At 73.1% G+C, this 21465-nt stretch carries 17 protein-coding genes; 13 read left to right on the forward strand and 4 right to left on the reverse strand.

Annotated elements, in window-relative coordinates:
- The first annotated feature begins 30 nt into the window (after positions 1-30).
- Together miaB and AB4K12_RS30495 are read left to right on the forward strand one after the other, a co-directional pair.
- Positions 31-1557 carry a tRNA (N6-isopentenyl adenosine(37)-C2)-methylthiotransferase MiaB gene (miaB, locus tag AB4K12_RS30490; RefSeq protein WP_368437965.1) on the forward strand — a complete coding sequence of 509 codons (1527 nt, stop codon included), beginning with the start codon at positions 31-33 and terminating at the stop codon, positions 1555-1557.
- 62 nt (positions 1558-1619) lie between these two features.
- The gene (locus AB4K12_RS30495; protein ID WP_368437967.1) at positions 1620-2339 is read left to right on the forward strand and encodes a class III extradiol dioxygenase subunit B-like domain-containing protein; all 720 of its coding nucleotides are present in this window, start codon (positions 1620-1622) and stop codon (positions 2337-2339) included.
- Between the two features lie 111 nt (positions 2340-2450).
- Here AB4K12_RS30495 and AB4K12_RS30500 read toward each other — a convergent pair whose 3' ends face one another.
- Together AB4K12_RS30500 and AB4K12_RS30505 are read right to left on the reverse strand one after the other, a co-directional pair.
- Positions 2451-2696, reverse strand: coding sequence for an antitoxin (locus AB4K12_RS30500; protein ID WP_086566395.1), 246 nt, complete (start codon positions 2694-2696; stop codon positions 2451-2453).
- Positions 2697-2726: 30 nt separating this feature from the next.
- The gene (locus AB4K12_RS30505) at positions 2727-2969 is read right to left on the reverse strand and encodes a hypothetical protein (RefSeq protein ID WP_368437969.1); all 243 of its coding nucleotides are present in this window, start codon (positions 2967-2969) and stop codon (positions 2727-2729) included.
- Positions 2970-3152: 183 nt separating this feature from the next.
- Here AB4K12_RS30505 and miaA point away from each other — a divergent pair, with 183 nt between their 5' ends.
- From miaA to hflX, 6 genes are all read left to right on the forward strand, one after another.
- The gene (miaA, locus tag AB4K12_RS30510; RefSeq protein ID WP_368437971.1) at positions 3153-4091 is read left to right on the forward strand and encodes a tRNA (adenosine(37)-N6)-dimethylallyltransferase MiaA; all 939 of its coding nucleotides are present in this window, start codon (positions 3153-3155) and stop codon (positions 4089-4091) included.
- 107 nt (positions 4092-4198) lie between these two features.
- Positions 4199-4675 carry a hypothetical protein gene (locus tag AB4K12_RS30515; RefSeq protein WP_362259972.1) on the forward strand — a complete coding sequence of 159 codons (477 nt, stop codon included), beginning with the start codon at positions 4199-4201 and terminating at the stop codon, positions 4673-4675.
- 55 nt (positions 4676-4730) lie between these two features.
- Complete coding sequence (dapF, locus tag AB4K12_RS30520; RefSeq protein WP_368437973.1) at positions 4731-5621, forward strand: diaminopimelate epimerase; 891 nt, start codon at positions 4731-4733, stop codon at positions 5619-5621.
- 202 nt (positions 5622-5823) lie between these two features.
- Positions 5824-7956, forward strand: a complete 2133-nt coding sequence (locus AB4K12_RS30525; RefSeq protein ID WP_368437975.1) for a bifunctional (p)ppGpp synthetase/guanosine-3',5'-bis(diphosphate) 3'-pyrophosphohydrolase — start codon at positions 5824-5826, stop codon at positions 7954-7956.
- Between the two features lie 151 nt (positions 7957-8107).
- Entirely contained in the window at positions 8108-9586 is a 1479-nt protein-coding gene (locus AB4K12_RS30530; protein WP_368437976.1) for a M1 family metallopeptidase, read from the forward strand.
- A gap of 137 nt (positions 9587-9723) precedes the next feature.
- Complete coding sequence (gene hflX, locus AB4K12_RS30535; RefSeq protein ID WP_368437977.1) at positions 9724-11217, forward strand: GTPase HflX; 1494 nt, start codon at positions 9724-9726, stop codon at positions 11215-11217.
- Between the two features lie 111 nt (positions 11218-11328).
- Here hflX and AB4K12_RS30540 read toward each other — a convergent pair whose 3' ends face one another.
- Positions 11329-12534 (reverse strand): hypothetical protein, encoded by a 1206-nt coding sequence (locus AB4K12_RS30540; RefSeq protein WP_362259862.1) that lies wholly within the window; start codon positions 12532-12534, stop codon positions 11329-11331.
- A gap of 260 nt (positions 12535-12794) precedes the next feature.
- On the opposite strand from AB4K12_RS30540, the gene AB4K12_RS30545 reads away from it, so the two are divergent.
- The 4 genes from AB4K12_RS30545 to AB4K12_RS30560 all read left to right on the forward strand — a co-directional run bounded on the left by AB4K12_RS30545 (position 12795) and on the right by AB4K12_RS30560 (position 19343).
- A complete protein-coding gene (locus AB4K12_RS30545; RefSeq protein ID WP_368437979.1) occupies positions 12795-14378 on the forward strand; it encodes a diaminobutyrate--2-oxoglutarate transaminase family protein in 1584 nt (527 codons plus the stop codon).
- Positions 14375-16294: an IucA/IucC family siderophore biosynthesis protein gene (locus tag AB4K12_RS30550; RefSeq protein WP_368437981.1), complete on the forward strand. Its 1920-nt coding sequence runs from the start codon at positions 14375-14377 to the stop codon at positions 16292-16294. The genes AB4K12_RS30545 and AB4K12_RS30550 overlap by 4 nt, the downstream gene beginning before the upstream one ends.
- A 312-nt stretch (positions 16295-16606) precedes the next feature.
- Complete coding sequence (locus AB4K12_RS30555) at positions 16607-17233, forward strand: GNAT family N-acetyltransferase (RefSeq protein WP_368437994.1); 627 nt, start codon at positions 16607-16609, stop codon at positions 17231-17233.
- Between the two features lie 133 nt (positions 17234-17366).
- The gene (locus AB4K12_RS30560; protein ID WP_368437983.1) at positions 17367-19343 is read left to right on the forward strand and encodes an ATP-dependent DNA helicase; all 1977 of its coding nucleotides are present in this window, start codon (positions 17367-17369) and stop codon (positions 19341-19343) included.
- A gap of 130 nt (positions 19344-19473) precedes the next feature.
- Here AB4K12_RS30560 and lexA read toward each other — a convergent pair whose 3' ends face one another.
- Entirely contained in the window at positions 19474-20259 is a 786-nt protein-coding gene (lexA, locus tag AB4K12_RS30565) for a transcriptional repressor LexA (RefSeq protein WP_086570154.1), read from the reverse strand.
- Between the two features lie 659 nt (positions 20260-20918).
- On the opposite strand from lexA, the gene nrdR reads away from it, so the two are divergent.
- Positions 20919-21458: a transcriptional regulator NrdR gene (nrdR, locus tag AB4K12_RS30570; RefSeq protein WP_368437985.1), complete on the forward strand. Its 540-nt coding sequence runs from the start codon at positions 20919-20921 to the stop codon at positions 21456-21458.
- Positions 21459-21465: the final 7 nt, after the last annotated feature.

Here is a 21465-nt window from a genome sequence, read left to right on the forward strand (position 1 = left end):
GCTCCGCCGGGCACCGCCTACCCTTGTTCCATGACCAGCAGCGACCGGAGCCAGGTAGTGGACGTTAAGGGAACATACGAGGTACGCACTTACGGGTGCCAGATGAACGTCCACGACTCCGAGAGGCTCTCCGGCCTGCTGGAGGACGCGGGCTACGTCCGCGCCCCCGAGGGCACCGCCGAGGGCGACGCGGACGTCGTCGTCTTCAACACCTGCGCGGTGCGCGAGAACGCCGACAACAAGCTCTACGGCAACCTCGGCCGGCTCGCCCCGATGAAGACCAAGCGGCCCGGCATGCAGATCGCCGTCGGCGGCTGTCTCGCCCAGAAGGACCGCGAGACCATCGTCAAGCGCGCCCCCTGGGTCGACGTCGTCTTCGGCACGCACAACATCGGCAAGCTGCCCGTGCTGCTCGAGCGCGCCCGCGTCCAGGAGGAGGCGCAGGTCGAGATCGCCGAGTCGCTCGAGGCGTTCCCCTCGACGCTGCCCACGCGCCGCGAGAGCGCGTACGCCGCCTGGGTCTCCATCTCCGTCGGCTGCAACAACACCTGTACGTTCTGCATCGTCCCCGCCCTGCGCGGCAAGGAGGAGGACCGCCGTCCCGGCGACATCCTCGCCGAGGTCGAGGCGCTCGTCGCCGAGGGCGTCAGCGAGATCACCCTGCTCGGCCAGAACGTCAACGCGTACGGTTCGGACCTCGGCGACCGCGAGGCGTTCTCCAAGCTGCTGCGCGCCTGCGGCGAGATCGAGGGCCTGGAGCGGGTCCGCTTCACCTCCCCGCACCCGCGCGACTTCACCGACGACGTCATCGCCGCCATGGCCGAGACGCCGAACGTGATGCACCAGCTGCACATGCCGCTGCAGTCCGGCTCGGACACCGTGCTGAAGGCGATGCGCCGCTCGTACCGCCAGGAGCGCTTCCTCGGCATCATCGAGAAGGTCCGCGCCGCCATGCCGGACGCCGCCATCTCCACCGACATCATCGTGGGCTTCCCCGGCGAGACCGAGGAGGACTTCGAGCAGACCATGCACGTCGTGCGCGAGGCCCGCTTCGCGAACGCCTTCACGTTCCAGTACTCCAAGCGCCCCGGCACCCCCGCGGCCACCATGGAGGGCCAGATCCCCAAGGAGGTCGTGCAGGCGCGCTACGAGCGCCTCGTCGCCCTCCAGGAGGAGATCTCCTGGGACGAGAACAAGAAGCAGGTCGGCCGCACCCTGGAGGTCATGGTCGCCGAAGGCGAGGGCCGCAAGGACGACGCCACGCACCGCCTCTCCGGCCGCGCGCCCGACAACCGCCTCGTGCACTTCACCAAGCCCGACGAGCCGGTCCGCCCGGGCGACGTGGTGACCGTCGAGATCACCTACGCCGCCCCGCACCACCTGCTCGCCGAGGGCCCCTCCAAGGCCGTGCGCCGCACGCGCGCGGGCGACGCGTGGGAGAAGCGCACCGCCGCTGCCGCCGCCAAGCCGGCCGGCGTGATGCTGGGCATCCCGACCATCGGCGCGCCCGCGCCGACGCCGGCCCCCGCCACCTCGGGCTGCGGCTTCACCGGCTGATTCCGCGCGCCGCCCCGGGTCCGCGCCGACGGCGGGCCCGGGGTGGGGCGTATCGTTCCGGCATGCTCGTCGCCGCTGCCGTATGCCCCTGCCCGCCGCTGCTCGTCCCGGAAGTGGCCGCCGGTGCCGCCTCCGAACTGGACGCCCTGCGGGCCGCCTGCCTCGACGCCGTGGCCGTGCTGGCGGCCGCCCGCCCGGACCGCCTGGTCGTCGTCGGACCCGACGACGACCAGGGGCGCGGAACGTACTCCGAGGGCGCCACCGGCTCCTTCCAGGGCCTGGGCGTGGACCTCGGCGTGCGGCTGGGGCGGGACGACGCCGAGGACGGGCCGCAGGAGGGCAGGGAGCTGCCGCAGTCCCTGGCCGTGGCCGCCTGGCTGCTGGAGCGCACCCGCTGGGCGACGCCCGTCGCGGGACTGGGCGTCGGCGAACGGCTGGAGACCGGGCGCTGTCTGGAGGCGGGCCGGGAGCTGGCGGACGGGGCCGGGCGCGTCGCGCTGCTGGTGATGGGCGACGGCAGCGCCTGCCGGACCGTGAAGGCGCCCGGCTATCTGGACGAGCGGGCCGAACCCTTCGACGCGGAGGTGGCGCGGGCGCTGGGCGCCGCCGACACCGCCGCGCTGGCCGCGCTGGAGGCGGAGCGGGCCCACGAGCTCAAGGCCGCGGGACGGGCTCCCTGGCAGGTCCTGGCGGGCGCCGCGGAGGGCGCCGGGCTGAGCGGCCAGCTGCTCTACGACGAGGCGCCGTACGGCGTCGGGTACTTCGTGGCGAGCTGGTCCTAGGGCCGGCGCCGACTCATCGGCCACGCCCTGGGCGGCCGAGCCCGGGCCCGGGGCACGGCGACGGCCGCGGAGCGCGCTCCACGGCCGGCCGCCGACGAGGTGTGCGGAAGGTCAGGAGGGCCGGGAGCCCGTACCGCCGCCCTTGCCGTCCTTCTCGGCGAGGTGACCGAGGGCATCCTTGGCCTTGCTCGTGCCGGTCCGGATCTGGCTGCTGTACTTGCCCTTGGTCTTCTCGTCGACCACCTGAGCGGCCTTCTCCAGCCCGCGTTCGATCTTGGCCTCGTGCTGCTGCGCGAGATCTCCGACCTTGCCCTTCAGCGGACCGAGCCTGGCCTTGAGATCGTTCAACAGCCCCATGGTGATCGCCCCTCGTCTTTCTTCGCCGACCTACTTGCGGGCGCCCTCACCGGCCTCGCTGTCGGCCGCCTTCTCCGCGGACTGCTGCTTGGGGATCTCCACTCCCTCGGCCGCCTCGTCCGCGGCGTCCTCGGCCTTGGCCTCGGCCGCCTCCTCGGGCTTCTCCTCCGCCGTCTCGGCGACGTCGGTGGATTCCGCCGTCCGAGTGACAGTCGCGGCCTCTTCCGTTGACGCCGGCGACTTCTTGCGGAGAAGCCTTGCAAACACGCCCATATCTACTCCATTACCTTACTGGTGTGAGCGAAATCCCGTGTCGCCCGGGGCGTCCCATGGCGCCGCCGGCGAACACCGGTCCGCGAACCGGCTCTCGGAACCTCGCAACAGGCAACGAACCCGTCGGCGTCGCGTCACGTCGCTCGTTCGTGGGGCGGTCGCGAGGTTTGGGACACTGATCAGGTGAGAAACGCACCCCCCGCACCCCGGGTCATCGCCGTCGTCGGTCCCACGGCGGCCGGCAAGTCCGATCTCGGCGTCGCCCTCGCCCAGCACCTGGGCGGAGAGGTCGTCAACGCCGACTCCATGCAGCTCTACCGCGGCATGGACATCGGCACCGCCAAGCTGACCCTGGAGGAGCGGCAGGGCGTAGCGCACCACCTGCTCGACGTCTGGGACGTCACCGAGGCCGCCAGCGTGGCCGAGTACCAGCGGCTGGCCCGGGCGGAGATCGACCGCCTGCTCGCCGAGGGCCGCACCCCGGTGCTCGTCGGGGGCTCGGGTCTCTACATCAAGGGCGCCATCGACGCCATGGAGTTCCCCGGCACCGACCCGGCCGTCCGGGCCCGGCTGGAGGCCGAGCTGGAGGAGGCCGGCCCGGGCGCCCTGCACGCCCGGCTCGCCGCGGCCGACCCCGAGGCCGCCCGCGCCATCCTGCCGGGCAACGGCCGGCGCATCGTGCGGGCCCTGGAGGTCATCGAGCTCACCGGACGCCCCTTCACGGCGAACCTGCCCGGCGAGACCCCCGTCTACGACGCCCTGCAGATCGGCGTCGACGTCGAGCGGCCCGAGCTGGACGAGCGGATCACCGTGCGGGTGGACCGCATGTGGGAGGCGGGGCTCGTGGACGAGGTCCGCGCGCTGGAGCGCCAGGGCCTGCGCGAGGGGCGCACGGCATCGCGCGCCCTCGGCTACCAGCAGGTGCTCGACTTCCTCGCGGGGGAGTGCACGGAGGAGGCCGCGCGGGCCGAGACCGTACGCGCCACCAAGCGCTTCGCGCGCCGTCAGGACTCGTGGTTCCGGCGGGATTCGCGGGTGAACTGGCTGAGCGGCGCGGCCGACCGGCGCGCGGAACTCCCCGGGGAAGCGCTGGCGTTGGTCGAACGGGCGATTACAGCCTGATCACGTGATGGCATCGGGACGCTCCGTACGCCGTGCTGGCCTCGTCCGACGTGCCATCATCAAGGCTCGATCGAGCCGTGAAGTGCGAGTTGGGAGGGCGCGTGGCGATGGAGGCCGGCCCTCGTGACAGACCGCAGCAGCCGCCGCGTGGGGGACACCTCCCGGCGGTGGCCGGAGGAGAGCCGGAAACGCTCACTCCGGACGGCCCGGACGACACCCTCGAGCCCTCGCCGGACGTGACCGCGCCCGCGTCGTTCCGCGAGCTGCGGCCGCCGCGCAGGCTGCGCGTCTGGCAGCTCGCACCCATCGTCGTCCTCGCCGCCGTCGGCTCGCTGATGTTCGCCTTCCCGCTCGCCTTCGAGTTCGGCGACGGCGGCCCCGTGGTGGCCATGCTCGGCCTGCTCATCAGCTGCTGCGCCGCCGGCTGGGGCGTGATGGCGGCCCGCCGCGTCGGCTACACCTGGCCCGGCCTGCCGCCCCGCGGCTCCGGCCGCCGCCCGGACTGGCGCTACGTGGCCTCGTACGCCGCCGTGGTCGTCGTGGTGGTGGTGCTCGCCGTGTGGCGGGTGGCCCGGCTGCGCTGAGCCGCCCGAAGGGCCCCGGGAGGCGTTGTCGCAGGCCCCCCGTACCATCGAAGGCGTGAGCACCGCGCAGATCGCCTTCCTCAAGGGTCACGGCACCGAGAACGACTTCGTGATCATCCCCGACTACGACGGCCGCCTCGAACTGTCGCCCGCCGCCGTCGCCCGGCTGTGCGACCGGCGGGCCGGGATCGGCGCCGACGGCGTGCTGAGGGTGGTGCGCTCCGCCGCCCACCCCGAGGCGCTGGGCATGGCCGACGAGGCCGAGTGGTTCATGGACTACCGCAACAGCGACGGCAGCATCGCCGAGATGTGCGGCAACGGCGTCCGCGTCTTCGCGCACTACCTCCAGCGGGCGGGCCTCGTCGAGGAGGGCGACGTCGCGATCGCCACCCGCGCCGGCGTCCGCGGCGCCCACATCGCCAAGGCGGCCCCCGACGGCACCCCCGGTGACATCACCGTCGCCATGGGCCGCGCCGTCCTGCCCGACGGCGACGTCACCGTGACCGTCGGCGAGCGCAGCTGGCCCGCCCGCAACGTCAACATGGGCAACCCGCACGCCGTCTCCTTCATCGACGACCTCGCCGACGCCGGCCGGCTGCTCGACGCCCCCGCCGTCGCCCCGGCCGCCGCCTACCCCGACGGCACGAACGTCGAGTTCGTCGTCGACCGGGGCCCGCGCCACGTGGCCCTGCGCGTCCACGAGCGCGGCTCCGGCGAGACCCGCTCCTGCGGCACGGGCGCCTGCGCCGTCATGGTCGCGGCCGCCCGCCGCGACGGCGCCGACCCGGCCGTCCTCGGCCACCCCGTCACGTACACCGTCGACCTGCCCGGCGGCCGGCTCGTGATCAGCGAGAGCCCGGACGGCACGGTCGAGATGACCGGCCCCGCGGTGATCGTCGCGGAAGGCGTGCTGGACCCCTCCTGGCTCGTCCGGGCGACCGCCTGACGCCCCGTTCGCGGCACGATCCATGCCCCCTTCCGGCACGTTCCGGAAGGGGCGCCGCCCTTTCCGGGGGCGGGCTCCCTCGAATGGGTGATCCGGTTCACTCTGGGCGAGAGCGGGTGAGCGGTGCGTGATGGGCTCGGTAGCATCAAGCACCGGTCTGGAGGCGTGAGCCGACCGCCGGTCGACGCTGCCGGAGGTGCCCATGAGCGCAGAGGCCACGAACGAAGGTGCTCCCGGCCGCAAGCGCGGCCGCCGCATGGATCTGAGACGGCTCGGGCGGGCGGCGCTCAGCGGATCGGGCGCCCGCGGCCGGCTCCCTGATGCCATCGACCACGTCGCCAAGGTCCACCGGGGTCATCATCCCGGCGCGGACCTCGGCACCCTGGGCCGCGCCTACGCCCTCGCCGAGACCTCCCACCGGGGCCAGACGCGCAAGAGCGGCGAGCCGTACATCACCCACCCGCTGGCCGTGACCCTCATCCTCGCCGAACTGGGCGCCGAGACCACCACCTTGACCGCCTCCCTGCTCCACGACACCGTCGAGGACACCGAGGTGACGCTCGATCAGGTGGGCGAGCAGTTCGGCGCTGAGGTGCGCTTCCTGGTCGACGGCGTCACCAAGCTGGAGAAGGTCGACTACGGGGCCGCCGCCGAGCCCGAGACCTTCCGCAAGATGCTCGTGGCCACCGGCAACGACGTCCGTGTGATGTCCATCAAGCTCGCCGACCGGCTGCACAACATGCGCACCCTCGGCGTGATGCGCCCCGAGAAACAGGCCCGCATCGCCAAGGTCACCCGCGACGTCCTGATCCCGCTCGCCGAACGGCTGGGCGTGCAGGCGCTGAAGACCGAGCTGGAGGACCTGGTCTTCGCCGTCCTCCACCCCGACGAGTACGCCCGTACCCGCGACCTCGTCCTCGCCCACGCCGGCCGCCCCGACCCCCTGCGCGCCACGGCCGCACGCGTACGTGCCGTGCTGCGCGAGGCCGGTATCGCCGCCGAAGTCCTCGTCCGGCGCCGCCACTTCGTCTCGGTGCACCGGGTGCTCCTCAAACGCGGCGAGCCGACCGGGTCCGACCTCGGCCGACTGCTCGTGCTCGTCGCGGAGGACGCCGACTGCTACGCCGTCCTGGGCGAGCTGCACACCTGCTTCACGCCGTTCATCTCGGAGTTCAAGGACTTCATCGCGGTCCCCAAGTTCAACCTCTACCAGTCGCTGCACACCGCCGTCGCCGGCGAGGACGGGCACGCGGCCGAAGTGCTCATCCGCACCCACCAGATGCACCGGGTCGCCGAGGCGGGCGTCATCGCCCTGGGCAACCCCTACGCCGCACCCGAGGCCCCCGACGCCGCCGACGGCGAGCGCGCCGACCCCACCCGCCCCGGCTGGCTCTCCCGGCTGCTGGAGTGGCAGCGGGCCGCTCCCGACCCCGACACCTTCTGGACCTCCCTGCGCGACGACCTCGCCCAGGACCGGGAGGTCACCGTCTTCCGGGCCGACGGCGGGACGATCGGCCTCCCGGCGGGCTCCAGCTGCGTCGACGCCGCGTACGCGCAGTACGGCGACGGAGCCCACCACTGCATCGGCGCCCGCGTCAACGGCCGGCTGGCCACGCTCAGCACCGTGCTGCGCGACGGCGACACGCTGCACCTGCTGATGTCCCCCGACACCGCCTCGGGGCCCTCCCCCGACTGGCTCGAGCACGCCCGTACGCCCGCGGCCCGCATCGCCATCGACCGCTGGCTGGCCGCCCATCCCGCCCCCGAGCCCGTCGCCCCGTCGCCCGCCGCGCCCCCGGCACCCGGGCCGCCCCGGCCCGCCCAGCGTTCCGGCGCGCCCGTCGCCCGCGGGCCGGTCGCCGTCGTCGCCGAGGGCGAGGCGCCGCCGGGCGGGAGCGTGCGCCTGGCGGGCTGCTGCACGCCCGTACCGCCGGACGAGATCACCGGCTTCACGGTGCGCGGCGGAGCGGTCACCGTGCACCGGGCGCAGTGTCCCGTGGTCGGCCGGATGGTCGGCTCCGGCCGACAGCCCGTGCGGGTGCGCTGGAGCAGCCCGGACGTCGCCGGAACGGGCGACTACAGGGTCACCCTGCGCGCCGAATCGTTCAGCAGACCGCATCTCCTCGCCGACCTGACCGAGGTGATCGCCGCGGAGGGCGCCGCCGTCATCTCCGCCGCCGTCGAGCCGCCGCACGAACAGCGCGTCCGGCACACCTACACCCTCCAGCTGCCGGACGCGGCGCTCCTGCCGGAGCTGATCCGGGCCATGCGGCGCGTCCCGGGCGTCTACGACGTCGAGCGGGCCGGCCGGGCGGTGGCCGCGACCCCCCTGTAGACGCGGGCGGAGCGGCCTCGCGCGGGTGGGGTACACCTCCTGCCCGCAGGGAGCTGATACGACACTCGTACCACCATCCGAGACGCTCGTACGGGTGGGACCGCGCCGCGCCGCCGCCGGTGGACCGCCGGGCGCTGGTAGCGGTGGACGCATGCCGTACTCACCCGGGGGCCGCTCCCCTCAGCGCCGTCAGTCCCTGCGCCGCCGTGCCGTCCTGGTCGCGGCCGCGGCCGCCCTGGTCCTCGGAGCCGCCGCGCCGCCGGGGCCGCTCGCCGTGGGAATCGGCGACCGGCTCTTCCCGCACCTGGGCAATCCCGGCTTCGACGTCGCCGCCTACGACATCTCCTTCACCTACCGCGCCAACAACCAGCCGCTCGACGCGGTGACCAGGATCGTCGCCCGCGCCACCTCCCGGCTGGAGCGCTTCAACCTGGACTTCACCCACGGCACGGTCGGCAAGGTCGAGGTCAACGGCGTCCCCGCCCAGTACGCGGCCGCCGGGGAGGACCTGGTCGTCACCCCCGCGCAGGCGCTGCCCTCCGGCGGATCGTTCACGGTCACCGTCCAGCACACCAGCGACCCGCGCGGCGAGGGCGAGGGCGGCTGGGTGCCCACCGCGGACGGCCTGGTCATGGCCAACCAGGCCGACGCCGGCCACCGGGTCTTCCCCGGCAACGACCACCCCTCCGACAAGGCGCTGTTCACCTTCCGCGTCACCGCCCCCAAGGACCTGACGGTCGTCGCCAACGGCCGGCCCGCCGGCCGCAGCACCGAGGGGGCGAACACCACCTGGGTCTACCGCACGCTCCACCCCATGGCCACCGAGCTCGCCCAGGTCGCCATCGGCCGCTCCGCCGTGCCCCAGCGCTCCGGCCCGCACGGCCTGCAGCTGCGCGACGTGGTCCCCGCGGACGAACAGAAGGAGCTCGACACCTGGACGGCGAAGACCCCCTCCCACATCTCCTGGATGGAGGGAAAGGTCGGGCAGTACCCCTTCGAGAACTACGGCGTGCTCATCGCCGGCGCCTCCACCGGCTTCGAGCTGGAGACCCAGACCCTCTCCCTCTTCGAGCGCGACCTGTTCGTCAAACCGGGCTTCCCCGCGTGGTACATCGAGTCGGTCATGGTCCACGAACTCGCCCACCAGTGGTTCGGCGACAGCGTCAGCCCCCGCGTGTGGTCCGACCTCTGGCTCAACGAAGGCCATGCCACCTGGTACGAGGCGCTGTACGCGAACGAGAAGGCGGGCCGCAGGCTGGAGGACCGCATGCGCGCCGCCTACGGCCTGTCCGACCAGTGGCGCGCCGACGGCGGACCGCCCGCCGCGCCCAAGGAGGCGGTCCCCGGCAAGAAGATCAGCATCTTCCGCCCGATCGTCTACGACGGCAGCGCGCTCGTGCTCTACGCACTGCGCCAGCGGATCGGGGCGGCCGCCTTCGACCGCCTGGAGCGCACATGGGTCGCCCGCCACCGCGACTCCGTCGCCAGCACGGCCGACTTCGTCGCGCTGGCCTCCGAGGTGTCCGGCCGTGACCAGTCGGGCTTCCTGCGCCCCTGGCTGTACGGGCAGAAGACCCCGCCCATGCCCGGCCACCCCGACTGGAAGGCGGCCGCCCGGAAACCCGCGTGACGGCCCGGCGGGGGCATGGGACCATCGACGGGTCGGCGAGGCCGCCGGCCCCGGGAATCTCCGGGGCGTTCCGGGCGTTGCCGACCATGAGAGCCCTCGGCACGAGGGCTGCAGGCACCGACGACGTAAAGGATCAAATGACCTCCTCTTCTTCCCTTCCCCAGGACCGGCAGAGCCTTCCGGAGAGCCTTCGGGCCGACGCCCTGATGGAAGAGGACGTCGCCTGGAGCCACGAGATCGACGGAGCGCGCGACGGCGAACAGTACGACCGCTCCGAGCGCGCGGCGCTGCGGCGTGTGGCCGGTCTGTCCACCGAGCTCGAGGACGTCACCGAGGTCGAGTACCGGCAGCTGCGCCTGGAGCGCGTGGTGCTGGTCGGCGTCTGGACGTCCGGCACGGTCCGGGACGCCGAGAACTCCCTCGCGGAGCTGGCCGCGCTCGCCGAGACCGCGGGTGCCCTCGTCCTCGACGGCGTCGTCCAGCGGCGCGACAAGCCGGACCCGGCGACGTACATCGGCTCGGGCAAGGCCCAGGAGCTGCGGGACATCGTCCTGGAGACCGGCGCCGACACCGTCGTGTGCGACGGTGAGCTCAGCCCCGGCCAGCTGATCCACCTCGAGGACGTCGTCAAGGTCAAGGTGGTCGACCGGACCGCCCTGATCCTCGACATCTTCGCCCAGCACGCCAAGTCCCGCGAGGGCAAGGCGCAGGTCTCGCTGGCCCAGATGCAGTACATGCTGCCGAGGCTGCGCGGCTGGGGTCAGTCCCTGTCCCGGCAGATGGGTGGTGGTGGCTCCGGTTCGTCCGGCGGCGGCATGGCCACCCGTGGCCCCGGTGAGACCAAGATCGAGACGGACCGGCGGCGGATCCGCGAGAAGATGGCGAAGATGCGCCGGGAGATCGCGGAGATGAAGACCGGCCGCGACATCAAGCGCCAGGAGCGCCGACGGAACAAGATCCCGTCCGTCGCCATCGCCGGTTACACCAACGCCGGCAAGTCGTCGCTGCTCAACCGCCTCACCGGCGCGGGCGTGCTGGTGGAGAACGCCCTGTTCGCCACCCTCGACCCGACCGTGCGCCGGGCCGAGACGCCGTCGGGTCGGCTCTACACCCTCGCCGACACCGTCGGGTTCGTCCGGCACCTGCCGCACCACCTGGTCGAGGCGTTCCGCTCCACCATGGAGGAGGTCGGCGACTCCGACCTGATCCTCCACGTGGTCGACGGCTCGCACCCGGCTCCGGAGGAGCAGCTGGCCGCCGTCCGTGAGGTGATCCGCGACGTGGGCGCGCTGGACGTGCCCGAGATCGTCGTGATCAACAAGGCGGACGCCGCCGACCCGCTCGTCCTGCAGCGACTGCTGCGGATCGAGAAGCACTCGATCGCGGTCTCGGCGCGCTCCGGGCAGGGCATCGAGGAGCTGCTCACGCTGATCGACGCCGAGCTGCCGCGGCCCGCCGTGGAGCTCGAGGCCCTCGTGCCGTACACCCACGGCTCCCTGGTCGCGCGGGCCTACGCCGACGGCGAGGTGATCTCCGAGGAGCACACCCCGGAGGGCACGCTGATCAAGGTCCGTGTGCACGAGGAGCTCGCCGCCGAGCTCCAGCAGTACGTACCCGCCGCGCGCTCCTGACCGGCGTACGCCGCGGCCGCACGCCCCTGGGCGTCGCGGTCGCGGCGAAGCGGAAGGCCCGCCCCGACAGCTGTCGGGGCGGGCCTTCGCCGTGGTGCGCCTATCGGTCGGTCAGCGCTTGTTCGCGAACTTCTGGCTGAGCGCGTCGTAGACGCCCTTCGCCTCCGGGCCCAGACGCGGGCCGGCCAGCCAGGTGCTGTTGGCCGGGCCGATCGAGGTGTTGGAGACCAGCACCGCCTTGCCGTCGGGGCCGGGGGCGAACCAGCCGCCGCCGGAGGAACCACCGGTCATCGTGCAGCCGATGCGGTACATGGTCGGCTGCGACGGCTCGATCGTCAGACGGCCCGGCTTGTCGATGCAGTCGTACATCTTCTGGCCGTCGAAGGGCCGCGCGGCCGGGTAGCCCCAGGCACCCATGCTGCGGATGGACTTCACCTGCGGGGTGCTGAAGTCGACGGTCAGGGCGTTGCCCACCGTCTCCTCCAGGGACTTGCCGTTGCCGTTCTCGGACTTCACGTGCAGGACGGAGAAGTCGTACGGGGCACCCGCGCCACCGGTCTCGGCGCCCTGGGTGATCCACTGGCTGGACGTCTGCGCCCAGTCCGCCCACCACACGCCGTACGGCGCGACGTCCGTCACCGGCGCGCTGTTGACCTGCGCGGCCGGCAGGCCCTTGTCGTTGTACGACGGCACGAAGGCGATGTTGCGGTACCAGCCGCCCTTCTTGCCGGCGTGCACGCAGTGGCCCGCGGTCCAGACCATGTTGGACTTACCGGGGTGTGCCGGGTCCTTGACGACCGTCGCCGAGCAGACCATGTGGCCCTCGGGGCTGTCGAAGAACACCTTGCCCACCGGCGCGGCGTTGTCGTGGTACGGCAGGTTGACGGCCTTGGCCTGCACCGGGCGCGGCTCGGGGTCGGTGACGCCCTGGTCGCTCGAGCCGCTGCCCGGCACCGATCCGGGGGCGCCCTGGGTGGCGAGCGTCTTGTCGCTGGAGCGCGCGTCCTTCATCGTGTCGGGCTTCCAGTGGCCCTCGATGATGGGGTTGATGAAGTCGCGGGCCTCACGGACCCACTGGTCCTTGTCCCAGTTCTTCCAGGCCCCGTCCTGCCACTTCTTCTTCCACTTCTCCAGGTCCTTGCTCGGGATTCCCTTCGGCAGGCTGGGGAGGTCGTCGCCCTTCTGGCCCGCGGCGGCGCTGGGCTTGGTGTCGCCGCCCGAGGCCTTGTCGTCGGACGGACCGCACGCGGTGGCGGTCAGCGCCAACGAGGCGATGAGTGCGGCGGCGGCCAGGGCCGGCCGGCGTGTCGATGGCATGGAGTGGACTCCCCCTGTGATCTGTACCTGTTGCGGACGAATGCCCGCTCTGTGCGCGGACTGTTGTGAACTTGTCATGCACCGCCCCGGCGAGGGGCAGGGCCACACTATGCCGGTGCCGGGGGAGACGGGCGCGGGTGGGTCCATGGTTCCGCTGTGAAGGATCTTGAGTTCCGGCCGTGATCCGCAGCTCCCGGCGTCGTTGGTACGTACGGGGGACACACGACCGTCGTTCAGCGGCAGGAGGAGGCAACCGAGCCGTGGCCCTGACCCAACTACCGCCGCCCGTACCGTCCGCGGGCGCCCAGGCCGGCCACGAGGGCATCCTCCGGCGACAGTCGGCGCGTGAATCGGCGGCGCGCACGTATGCCCGCTCGCTGCCCATCGTGCCCGTCCGCGCGCGCGGCATGACGATCGAAGGGGCCGACGGCCGCCGCTACCTGGACTGCCTCTCCGGCGCCGGAACGCTCGCCCTCGGCCACAACCACCCCGTGGTGCTCGAGGCCATCCGCTCCGTCCTGGACTCCGGCGCCCCGCTGCACGTCCTGGACCTCGCCACCCCGGTGAAGGACGACTTCACCAGCGAGCTGTTCGCCACCCTGCCGCCCGGACTGGCCGAGTCCGCCCGCATCCAGTTCTGCGGACCGGCCGGCACCGACGCCGTGGAGGCCGCGCTCAAGCTCGTACGCACCGCCACCGGCCGCGAGGGTCTGCTGGCCTTCACCGGCGCCTACCACGGCATGACGTCCGGCGCCCTGGCCGTCTCCGGCGGAGCGCCCAACGTACGGGTGACCAGACTGCCGTTTCCACAGGACTACCGCTGCCCCCACGCGACCGGTGGCGAGGCCGGCGAGCGCCTGGCGGCCCGCTGGACCGAGAGCCTGCTGGACGATCCCGGCAGCGGAGTCCCGGCACCGGCCGGGATGATCGTCGAACCCGTGCAGGGCGAGGGCGGGGTGCTCCCCGCGCCCGGCGGCTGGCTGCGCCGCATGCGCGAGATCACCGCCGCCCGCGGCATCCCGCTGATCGCCGACGAGGTGCAGACCGGCGTCGGCCGGACCGGCGCCTTCTGGGGCGTCGAACACAGCGGGATCGTCCCCGACGTGATGGTCCTGTCCAAGGCCATCGGCGGCAGCCTCCCCCTCGCCGTCATCGTCTACCGCGACGAGCTCGACGTGTGGCGGCCCGGCGACCACGCCGGCACCTTCCGGGGCAACCAGCTGGCCATGGCGGCCGGCACGGCCACCCTGCGGTACGTCCGGGAGAACGCCCTCGCCGAGCGGGCCGCCGCACTCGGCGAGCGCATGCTGGACCGGCTGCGCCCGCTGGCCGCCGACCACGCGTGCGTGGCCGAGGTACGCGGCCGGGGGCTGATGCTCGGCGTCGAGATCGTCGACCCCGAGGCCGCGGTGCCGGACCCGGCCGGAGCCGTCGCCCCGTGCGCATCCGGATCCGTCGCTTCCGACACGTCCCGGGCCTCCGGCTCCGCACCGACCGGCTCCGCGCCGACCGTCCCCGGCCCGCCCGGCGCCGGCCCGACCGTCCCCGGCCCGTGGACCGAGCCGCTGCCCGCCGCGCCCGCGCTGGCCGCCGCCGTGCAGCAGGAGTGCCTGCGCCGCGGACTGATCGTCGAACTGGGCGGACGGCACGCGTCCGTGGTCCGCCTGCTGCCTCCGCTGACCATCACCGACGAACAGGCGGAGGCCGTCCTCGACCGCCTCGCCGACGCCATCGCCGCGGCCTCGCGCACCGGCCGCCGGATCCCCACCCCCCGAACGCCGAAGGAGGCAGGCGCCGCGACCCCGGCCGGAACGCCGTCCACCCGCGCGCCGCACACCGCATGAACGCGCCCCGACCCACCGACGCGTCCCCGGCCGGCCAGGGAACGTCCCCCACGGTGCCCCGCCCGGGCGGCCACCACGGCGAGCCACCGGCGCCGGGCCCGTACCCGTCCGCCGACCCGCTGGACCACCCCGACCCGCGCACGGCCGCCGACGCGGCGGCCGTGGAGAACCTGCTGCGCTGCTGGGTGCGCGAGAACGACATCCCCCGCCCCCACGGCGACATCCTCTACCTCCCGCTCAACGCGTCCGGGATCCCGCTGAGCGTGCCGGTGCGCTACTGGTCCCGCACCGGCTGGCACCGCTTCGGCCAGGTCACCCTCACAGGCGGCCCCGACGACGCCCCGGCCTTCGACGCCGTCACCCTGGCCGCCCTGCTCGGCCGCGAGGCCGCCCACCGCGCCGCGCAGGCCGGGCACGCCCCCGCCGACGGCGGCGCCGAACTCGTCGCCCGGGTCGCCGACTCGGCCCGCCGCACGGCCGCCTTCCTCGCCGACCGGCGCGCGAGGCCCGCCGACCCGGACGACGGGAACCTCTTCCTCCACGGCGAGCAGTCCCTGCTCCTCGGCCACCCCCTGCACCCCACGCCCAAGAGCCGCGAAGGCCTCTCCGACGCCGAAGCGACCGGCTACTCGCCCGAGACGCGAGGCGCCTTCCCCCTGCACTGGCTGGCCGTCCACCGCTCCGTACTGGCCGCCGACTCCGCCTGGACCGAACGCGGCCGCGCCGTCGACGCGCCCACCCTCGCCGCCCGCATCGCCGGGCCCGGGCTGGAACTCACACTTCCGGACGACACCGTCGCCCTGCCCATGCACCCCTGGCAGGCCCGCGACATCCGGCACCGCCCCGACGCGGCCCGCCTGTTCGACGCCGGACTGCTGCACGACCTCGGCGCCCACGGCGAACCCTGGTACCCCACCTCCTCCCTGCGCACCGCGCACCGGCCCGGCGCGCCCGCCATGCTGAAGTTCTCCCTCGGACTGCGCATCACCAACTCGCGCAGGGAGAACCTCCGCAAGGAACTGCGGCGCGGCGTCGAGGTGCACCGGCTGCTGCGCAGCGGCCTCGCCGAGCGCTGGCGGGCGGCCTGCCCCGGCGGCCTCGGCTTCGACATCGTCCGCGACCCCGCCTGGCTCGCCGTCGACACCCCCGACGGCACCCCGCTTCCCGGCGTCGACGTCGTCATCCGGCACAACCCCTTCGGGCCCGGCGACGACGCCGTGTGCGTCGCCGGACTCACCTCGCCCCGGCCCTGGCCCGGCACCGCGACCACCGCCGGTCACCCCGCCGTGAGCTCCCGCCTCTCCCGGACGATCGCCCGGCTCGCCCACCGCACGGGCCGGCCCGGGGGAGCCGTCGCCGCCGAGTGGTTCCTGCGCTACCTGGACGCGGTCGTGCGTCCCCTGCTGTGGCTCGACGGAGCAGCGGGCATCGCCCTGGAGGCTCACCAGCAGAACACCCTCGTCCTGCTCGATGCCGACGGCTGGCCGGTCGGCGGACGCTTCCGCGACAACCAGGGCTACTACTTCCGGGACTCCCACCGCGGCGCGCTCGCCCAGCTGCTGCCCACGATCGGCGAGGAGAGCGACACCTTCGTCCCCGACGCCGTCGCCGACGAAAGGTTCTTCTACTACCTCGGCATCAACAACGTCCTCGGGCTGATCGGCGCCTTCGGCGCCCAGCGGCTGGCCGACGAGGAGGTCCTGCTGGCCGCCCTGCGCCGCTTCCTCAAGGACTCCCTCGCCGGCCCTTCCCCCACGAGCTCGTCGCTTCCCCTGCACTTCCTCGAGGCGCCCGCCCTGCGGTGCAAGGCCAACCTGCTGACCAGGCTGCGCGGCCTCGACGAGCTCGTGGGGCCGGTGGACACGCAGTCCGTGTACGTGACCGTCGCCAACCCGCTCGCGGCGTCGGCGAGGTGAGGGCCGATGAGCACCGAGAGAGACGACGGCCGCATCGCCCCCGCTCCTGCCTTCGACCCGTTGACCGACCCCCTCCCGGACGTGCCGACCGGCCCGCTCCTCGATCCCCTCACCGCCCCGCTGTCGGACCTGCTGGCCGGTCCGCTGTCCGATCCCTTGTCCGGCCCGTTGACCGGTCCGTTGTCCGGCCCCTTGTCCGATCCGTTGACCGGTCCGCCGCGTGATCCGCTCTGTGATCCGCCGCGCTATCCGTTCGCCGGGCCGGCCGGAGCGGACATCGCCGACACGATCGAACTGCCCCTGACCGACGGACTGATCGACTTCTTCGCCCACGAACATCAGGTCGCCGCCGGGCCACCACCGGGGCCCGATCTCCTCGACGGCGTCGCCGGCTGGGGGGCCGTCGGCACGGAAGCGGGCCCCTTCCAGCTCGTACCGGTCGGCATCGAGCGCGACCTCCGGCTGATCGGCCAGTGGATGAACGATCCGGCAGTCGCCGCCTTCTGGGGACTGTCCGGCCCGGACGGCGTGATCGCCGGCCACTTGCGGGCACAGCTGGACGGGGACGGCCGGAGCGTTCCCTGCCTGGGAGTGCTCGGCGGCGTCCCCATGAGCTACTGGGAGGTCTACCGCGCGGACCTGGACCCCATCGCCCGCCACTACCCCTCCCGGCCGCACGACACCGGGATCCACTTCCTCCTGGGCAACGTGGCCGACCGGGGGCGCGGCCTGGGCACACTGCTGCTGCGGACCGTCGCCGACCTCGTACTGGATCACCGGCCCTCCTCCGGCCGGGTCGTCGGCGAGCCCGACCTGCGCAACACCCCGTCCCTCGCCGCCTTCCTCGGCGCGGGGTTCCGGCTGTCCGGCGAGGTGCAGCTGCCCGACAAGCGCGCCGCCGTGATGATCCGCGACCGTGCCCTGCGCGCGGTCCTCTGACGCGGAGCGTGTCGCTGTCGCTGTGGCGGGACGGCGGTGGGCGGCGATTCCGCCGGGTTGCAGGGCTCTCCCGGGTGCCGGGAGGGCCGTCTCGGCCCCCGATGTCAGTGCCGCCCCGTAGGCTGACAGAGCTATGACTGCCACCTCGCCTACTCTCACCGAACTGCTGCACGCGGCCGTCTCCGCCGTCGGGGGCACCGAACGGCCCGGCCAGGTCGCGATGGCCGAAGCCGTATCCGCGGCCATCGACGGCAATTCCCATCTGCTCGTGCAGGCGGGCACCGGCACCGGTAAGTCCCTCGGCTATCTGGTCCCGGCCCTCGCGCACGGTGAGCGCGTGGTGGTCGCCACCGCGACGCTCGCGCTGCAGCGGCAGCTCGTCGAGCGCGATCTGCCACGGACGGTCGACGCCCTGCACCCCCTGCTGCGGCGCCGCCCGGAGTTCGCCATGCTCAAGGGCCGCTCGAACTACCTCTGCCTCCACCGGCTGCACGAGGGCGTGCCGCAGGACGAGGAGGAGGGGCTGTTCGACCCCTTCGAGGCGGCGGCCCCGTCCAGCAAGCTCGGCAAGGACCTGCTGCGGCTGCGCGACTGGGCGGACGAGACCGAGACCGGCGACCGCGACGATCTCACCCCCGGCGTCTCCGACCGGGCCTGGTCGCAGGTCTCCGTGACCTCCCGGGAGTGCCTGGGCGCCTCCAAGTGCGCGTACGGCGCCGAGTGCTTCGCCGAGGCGGCCCGCGAGCGGGCCAAGCTGGCGGAGGTCGTGGTCACCAACCACGCCCTGCTCGCGATCGACGCGATCGAGGGCGCGCCGGTGCTGCCGGGCCACGAGGTGCTGATTGTCGACGAGGCCCATGAGCTGGTGTCCCGCGTCACCGGCGTCGCCACCGGCGAGGTCACCCCCGGCCAGGTCAACCGCGCGGTGCGGCGGGCCGCCAAGCTGGTGGACGAGAAGGCGGCCGACGCCCTGCAGACCGCGGCCGAGAGCTTCGAACGGCTGATGGAGCTCGCGCTGCCGGGCCGGCTCGAGGAGATCCCCGAGGACCTGGGCTACTGCCTGATGTCCCTGCGTGACGCCGCGCGCACGGTCATCTCGGCGCTGGGCAACACCCGCGACAAGTCGGTCCAGGACGAGGACGCGGTCCGCAAGCAGGCCCTCGCGTCCGTGGAGAACATCCACGCGGTCGCCGAGCGGATCGTGGAGGGCTCCGAGTACGACGTCGTCTGGTACGAACGGCACGACCGCTTCGGCGCCTCCCTGCGCGTCGCGCCGCTGTCGGTCTCCGGGCTGCTGCGGGAGAAGCTCTTCAACGAGCGCTCTGTGGTGCTCACCTCCGCCACGCTCAAGCTGGGCGGCGACTTCAACGGCGTCGGCGCCTCCCTGGGGCTGGCTCCCGAGGGCGTCGAGGGCGATGACCTCCCGGAGTGGAAGGGCGTCGACGTCGGCTCGCCCTTCGACTACCCCAAGCAGGGCATCCTCTACGTCGCCAAGCATCTGGCGCAGCCGGGCCGCGAGGGCACCCGTGGCGACATGCTCGACGAGCTGGCGGAGCTGGTGGAGGCCGCCGGCGGGCGGACGCTGGGGCTGTTCTCCTCGATGCGGGCCGCGCAGGCGGCCGCCGAGGAGCTGCGCGGACGTCTCGACGTGCCGATCCTGCTGCAGGGCGAGGAGACGCTGGGCGAGCTCATCCGGAACTTCGCGGCCGACCCGCGTACGTGCCTGTTCGGCACCCTGTCGCTCTGGCAGGGGGTCGACGTCCCGGGGCCGAGCTGTCAGCTGGTCGTCATGGACCGGGTGCCGTTCCCGCGCCCGGACGATCCCTTGATGAGCGCCAGGCAGCGGGCCGTGGAGGAGCACGGGGGCAACGGCTTCATGGCCGTCGCCGCGACGCATGCGGCGCTGCTGATGGCCCAGGGTGCCGGCCGGCTCGTACGGGCCTCGGGGGACCGGGGCGTCGTCGCGGTGCTGGACCCCCGCCTGGCCACCGCCCGCTACGGGAGCTTCCTGCGGGCCTCGCTGCCCGACTTCTGGTACACCACGGACCGCAACCAGGCGCGGCGCTCGCTGGCCGCCATCGACACGGCGGCGAAGGCCGAGGGCCGCTAGGGCGTGTCCGCCCTAGCCGGCGGACGGGGGCCGAGGGCCGGTCACGGGCTGACGGCAGGGGCCTCCCCGGGCAGAGAAAAGCCCCGGAACCGGCGCAGTGGTTCCGGGGCCGGTCTTCCGGCGGGTGGTGTCACACGCGCCGCAGCACCGCCACGACCTTGCCCAGGATCGTGGCGTCGTCGCCGGGGATCGGCTGGTAGGCCGCGTTGTGCGGGAGAAGCCAGACATGGCCGTCCTCCCGCTTGAAGCGCTTGACCGTGGCCTCGCCGTCGAGCATGGCGGCCACGATGTCGCCGTTCTCCGCGACGGGCTGGCGGCGTACCGTCACCCAGTCGCCGTCGCAGATCGCGGCCTCGATCATGGAGTCGCCGACGACCTTGAGGACGAACAGCTCCCCGTCGCCCACCAGTTGGCGGGGGAGGGGGAAGACGTCCTCGACGGACTCCTCGGCCAGGATCGGGCCACCGGCGGCGATGCGGCCGACCAGGGGAACGTACGAGGCGGCGGGCTTGCCCGAGGTGTCGGTGGGCTGGGTGCTCGGCTGATCGGAGCCGCGGACCTCGTAGGCCCGGGGGCGGTGCGGGTCCCTGCGGAGGAAGCCTTTCCGTTCGAGGGCCATGAGCTGGTGGGCGACGGACGAGGTGCTGGAGAGCCCCACCGCCTGGCCGATCTCGCGCATGGAAGGTGGGTATCCACGGCGCTGGACGGAGTCCCGGATGACCTCGATCACGCGGCGCTGCCGGTCGGTGAGCCCGGAGCTGTCGGCCCGGATGCCCGGGGGCCGTCCGGGGAGCGAGCGGGCCGGCTTCTGCCCCTCGGCGTTCATGGCTGCGTCATTCATCGGGTGTGCCTGGTCGAGTCGGTTCTGGGAGCGGTCCTGGGCGGTGATGGTGGCGCTGTCTGCGGTGGTGGTCACGTCGGCCCCTCTCGAGATGTTCTCCCTAGCTGGACAACGGTAGTTGCTTTCGAAAGGTTGCGCCAAACACACGTTCGAGTGAAATATCGAGGATCGGCTGACGTGATCTAGGGAGAGGGTGTACGAGCGGAGATCAATTCGCCCTATTACGGTAACCTTCGGTACGAAGTCCATGGGATTGGACCCCGTGCCCGACGGCTCGGCGCCGGTCCGGTGGCGGGTGCTCCCGGGCCGGGCGGTAGCCGGACATTAGCCGATTCGGGGCCCGCCGGACGGCGCCGCGCGGGCTCGCCGCGCCATGGGTCCAGTGTGTCACCCGCACGCCTTCGGCCCGCCCCCGGGCCTCGCGCGCGGGCCCGCCTCCCGCCTCGCCGGCATGCGACACGCTGGGCGCCGGTTGGCCGCTCGGTACCAGATCTAGTGCTTTGATGGCGGCGGCTACCCATAAGTTGTGGTCGGCACCCCCTCCTGGTCATCGCCAGTGGTGTCCATCGCCTATGCTGGGGGCTGCCCGGTGAGACCTCCTGAGGGGGACCGCCGGAGCCTGAGGCGTACGCATGTGTCGGTATTTGTCGATGATCATCGGTATTCGGCGGCGTTCGTCAGCGCTTTTGGACGTTATTTCGAGGTTCCTCGAGGGTGAAGGAGGGTGGAGAGCGATGCACTGCCCCTTCTGCAGGCACCCCGACAGTCGAGTGGTCGACAGCCGGACCACCGATGACGGCTGTTCGATCCGCAGACGCCGCCAGTGCCCCGACTGCTCCCGCCGGTTCACCACCGTGGAGACCGCGTCGCTCATGGTCATCAAGCGGAGTGGGGTCACCGAGCCCTTCAGCCGCACCAAGGTGATCTCCGGAGTGCGCAAGGCGTGCCAGGGACGCCCGGTCACCGAGGACGCCCTGGCTCAGCTCGGCCAGCGGGTCGAGGAGGCGGTGCGCGCCACGGGCAGCGCCGAGCTCTCCACGCACGACGTCGGGCTCGCCATACTCGGACCGCTCAAGGACCTGGACCTCGTCGCCTATCTGCGCTTCGCGTCCGTCTACCAGGCGTTCGACTCGCTCGAGGACTTCGAGGCCGCGGTCGCGGAGCTCCGCGCCGGCCTGGACGACGGCACCGGCACCGGCGACGGTGCCGTGCCGGTCGCGGCCGGTCGTGCCGCGGACGGCGCGGTTCCCGCGCCCGCTCCGGCCGCCGACTAGCGGCGAC

Origin of the sequence: Streptomyces sp. C36, from assembly GCF_040932295.1 — a bacterium.
In the GTDB taxonomy this organism is placed as follows: domain Bacteria; phylum Actinomycetota; class Actinomycetes; order Streptomycetales; family Streptomycetaceae; genus Streptomyces; species Streptomyces triculaminicus.

What these genes read in the sequence shown, in the direction of transcription:
- AB4K12_RS30530 (WP_368437976.1), top strand. Translation starts at nt 8,108, where the DNA reads ATGCCGTACTCACCCGGGGGCCGCTCCCCTCAGCGCCGTCAGTCCCTG.
- AB4K12_RS30560 (WP_368437983.1), top strand. Translation starts at nt 17,367, where the DNA reads ATGACTGCCACCTCGCCTACTCTCACCGAACTGCTGCACGCGGCCGTC.
- AB4K12_RS30515 (WP_362259972.1), top strand. Translation starts at nt 4,199, where the DNA reads ATGGAGGCCGGCCCTCGTGACAGACCGCAGCAGCCGCCGCGTGGGGGA.
- AB4K12_RS30525 (WP_368437975.1), top strand. Translation starts at nt 5,824, where the DNA reads ATGAGCGCAGAGGCCACGAACGAAGGTGCTCCCGGCCGCAAGCGCGGC.
- AB4K12_RS30550 (WP_368437981.1), top strand. Translation starts at nt 14,375, where the DNA reads ATGAACGCGCCCCGACCCACCGACGCGTCCCCGGCCGGCCAGGGAACG.
- AB4K12_RS30495 (WP_368437967.1), top strand. Translation starts at nt 1,620, where the DNA reads ATGCTCGTCGCCGCTGCCGTATGCCCCTGCCCGCCGCTGCTCGTCCCG.
- AB4K12_RS30505 (WP_368437969.1), bottom strand. Translation starts at nt 2,969, where the DNA reads ATGGGCGTGTTTGCAAGGCTTCTCCGCAAGAAGTCGCCGGCGTCAACG.
- AB4K12_RS30540 (WP_362259862.1), bottom strand. Translation starts at nt 12,534, where the DNA reads ATGCCATCGACACGCCGGCCGGCCCTGGCCGCCGCCGCACTCATCGCC.
- AB4K12_RS30500 (WP_086566395.1), bottom strand. Translation starts at nt 2,696, where the DNA reads ATGGGGCTGTTGAACGATCTCAAGGCCAGGCTCGGTCCGCTGAAGGGC.
- miaB (WP_368437965.1), top strand. Translation starts at nt 31, where the DNA reads ATGACCAGCAGCGACCGGAGCCAGGTAGTGGACGTTAAGGGAACATAC.
- hflX (WP_368437977.1), top strand. Translation starts at nt 9,724, where the DNA reads ATGACCTCCTCTTCTTCCCTTCCCCAGGACCGGCAGAGCCTTCCGGAG.
- nrdR (WP_368437985.1), top strand. Translation starts at nt 20,919, where the DNA reads ATGCACTGCCCCTTCTGCAGGCACCCCGACAGTCGAGTGGTCGACAGC.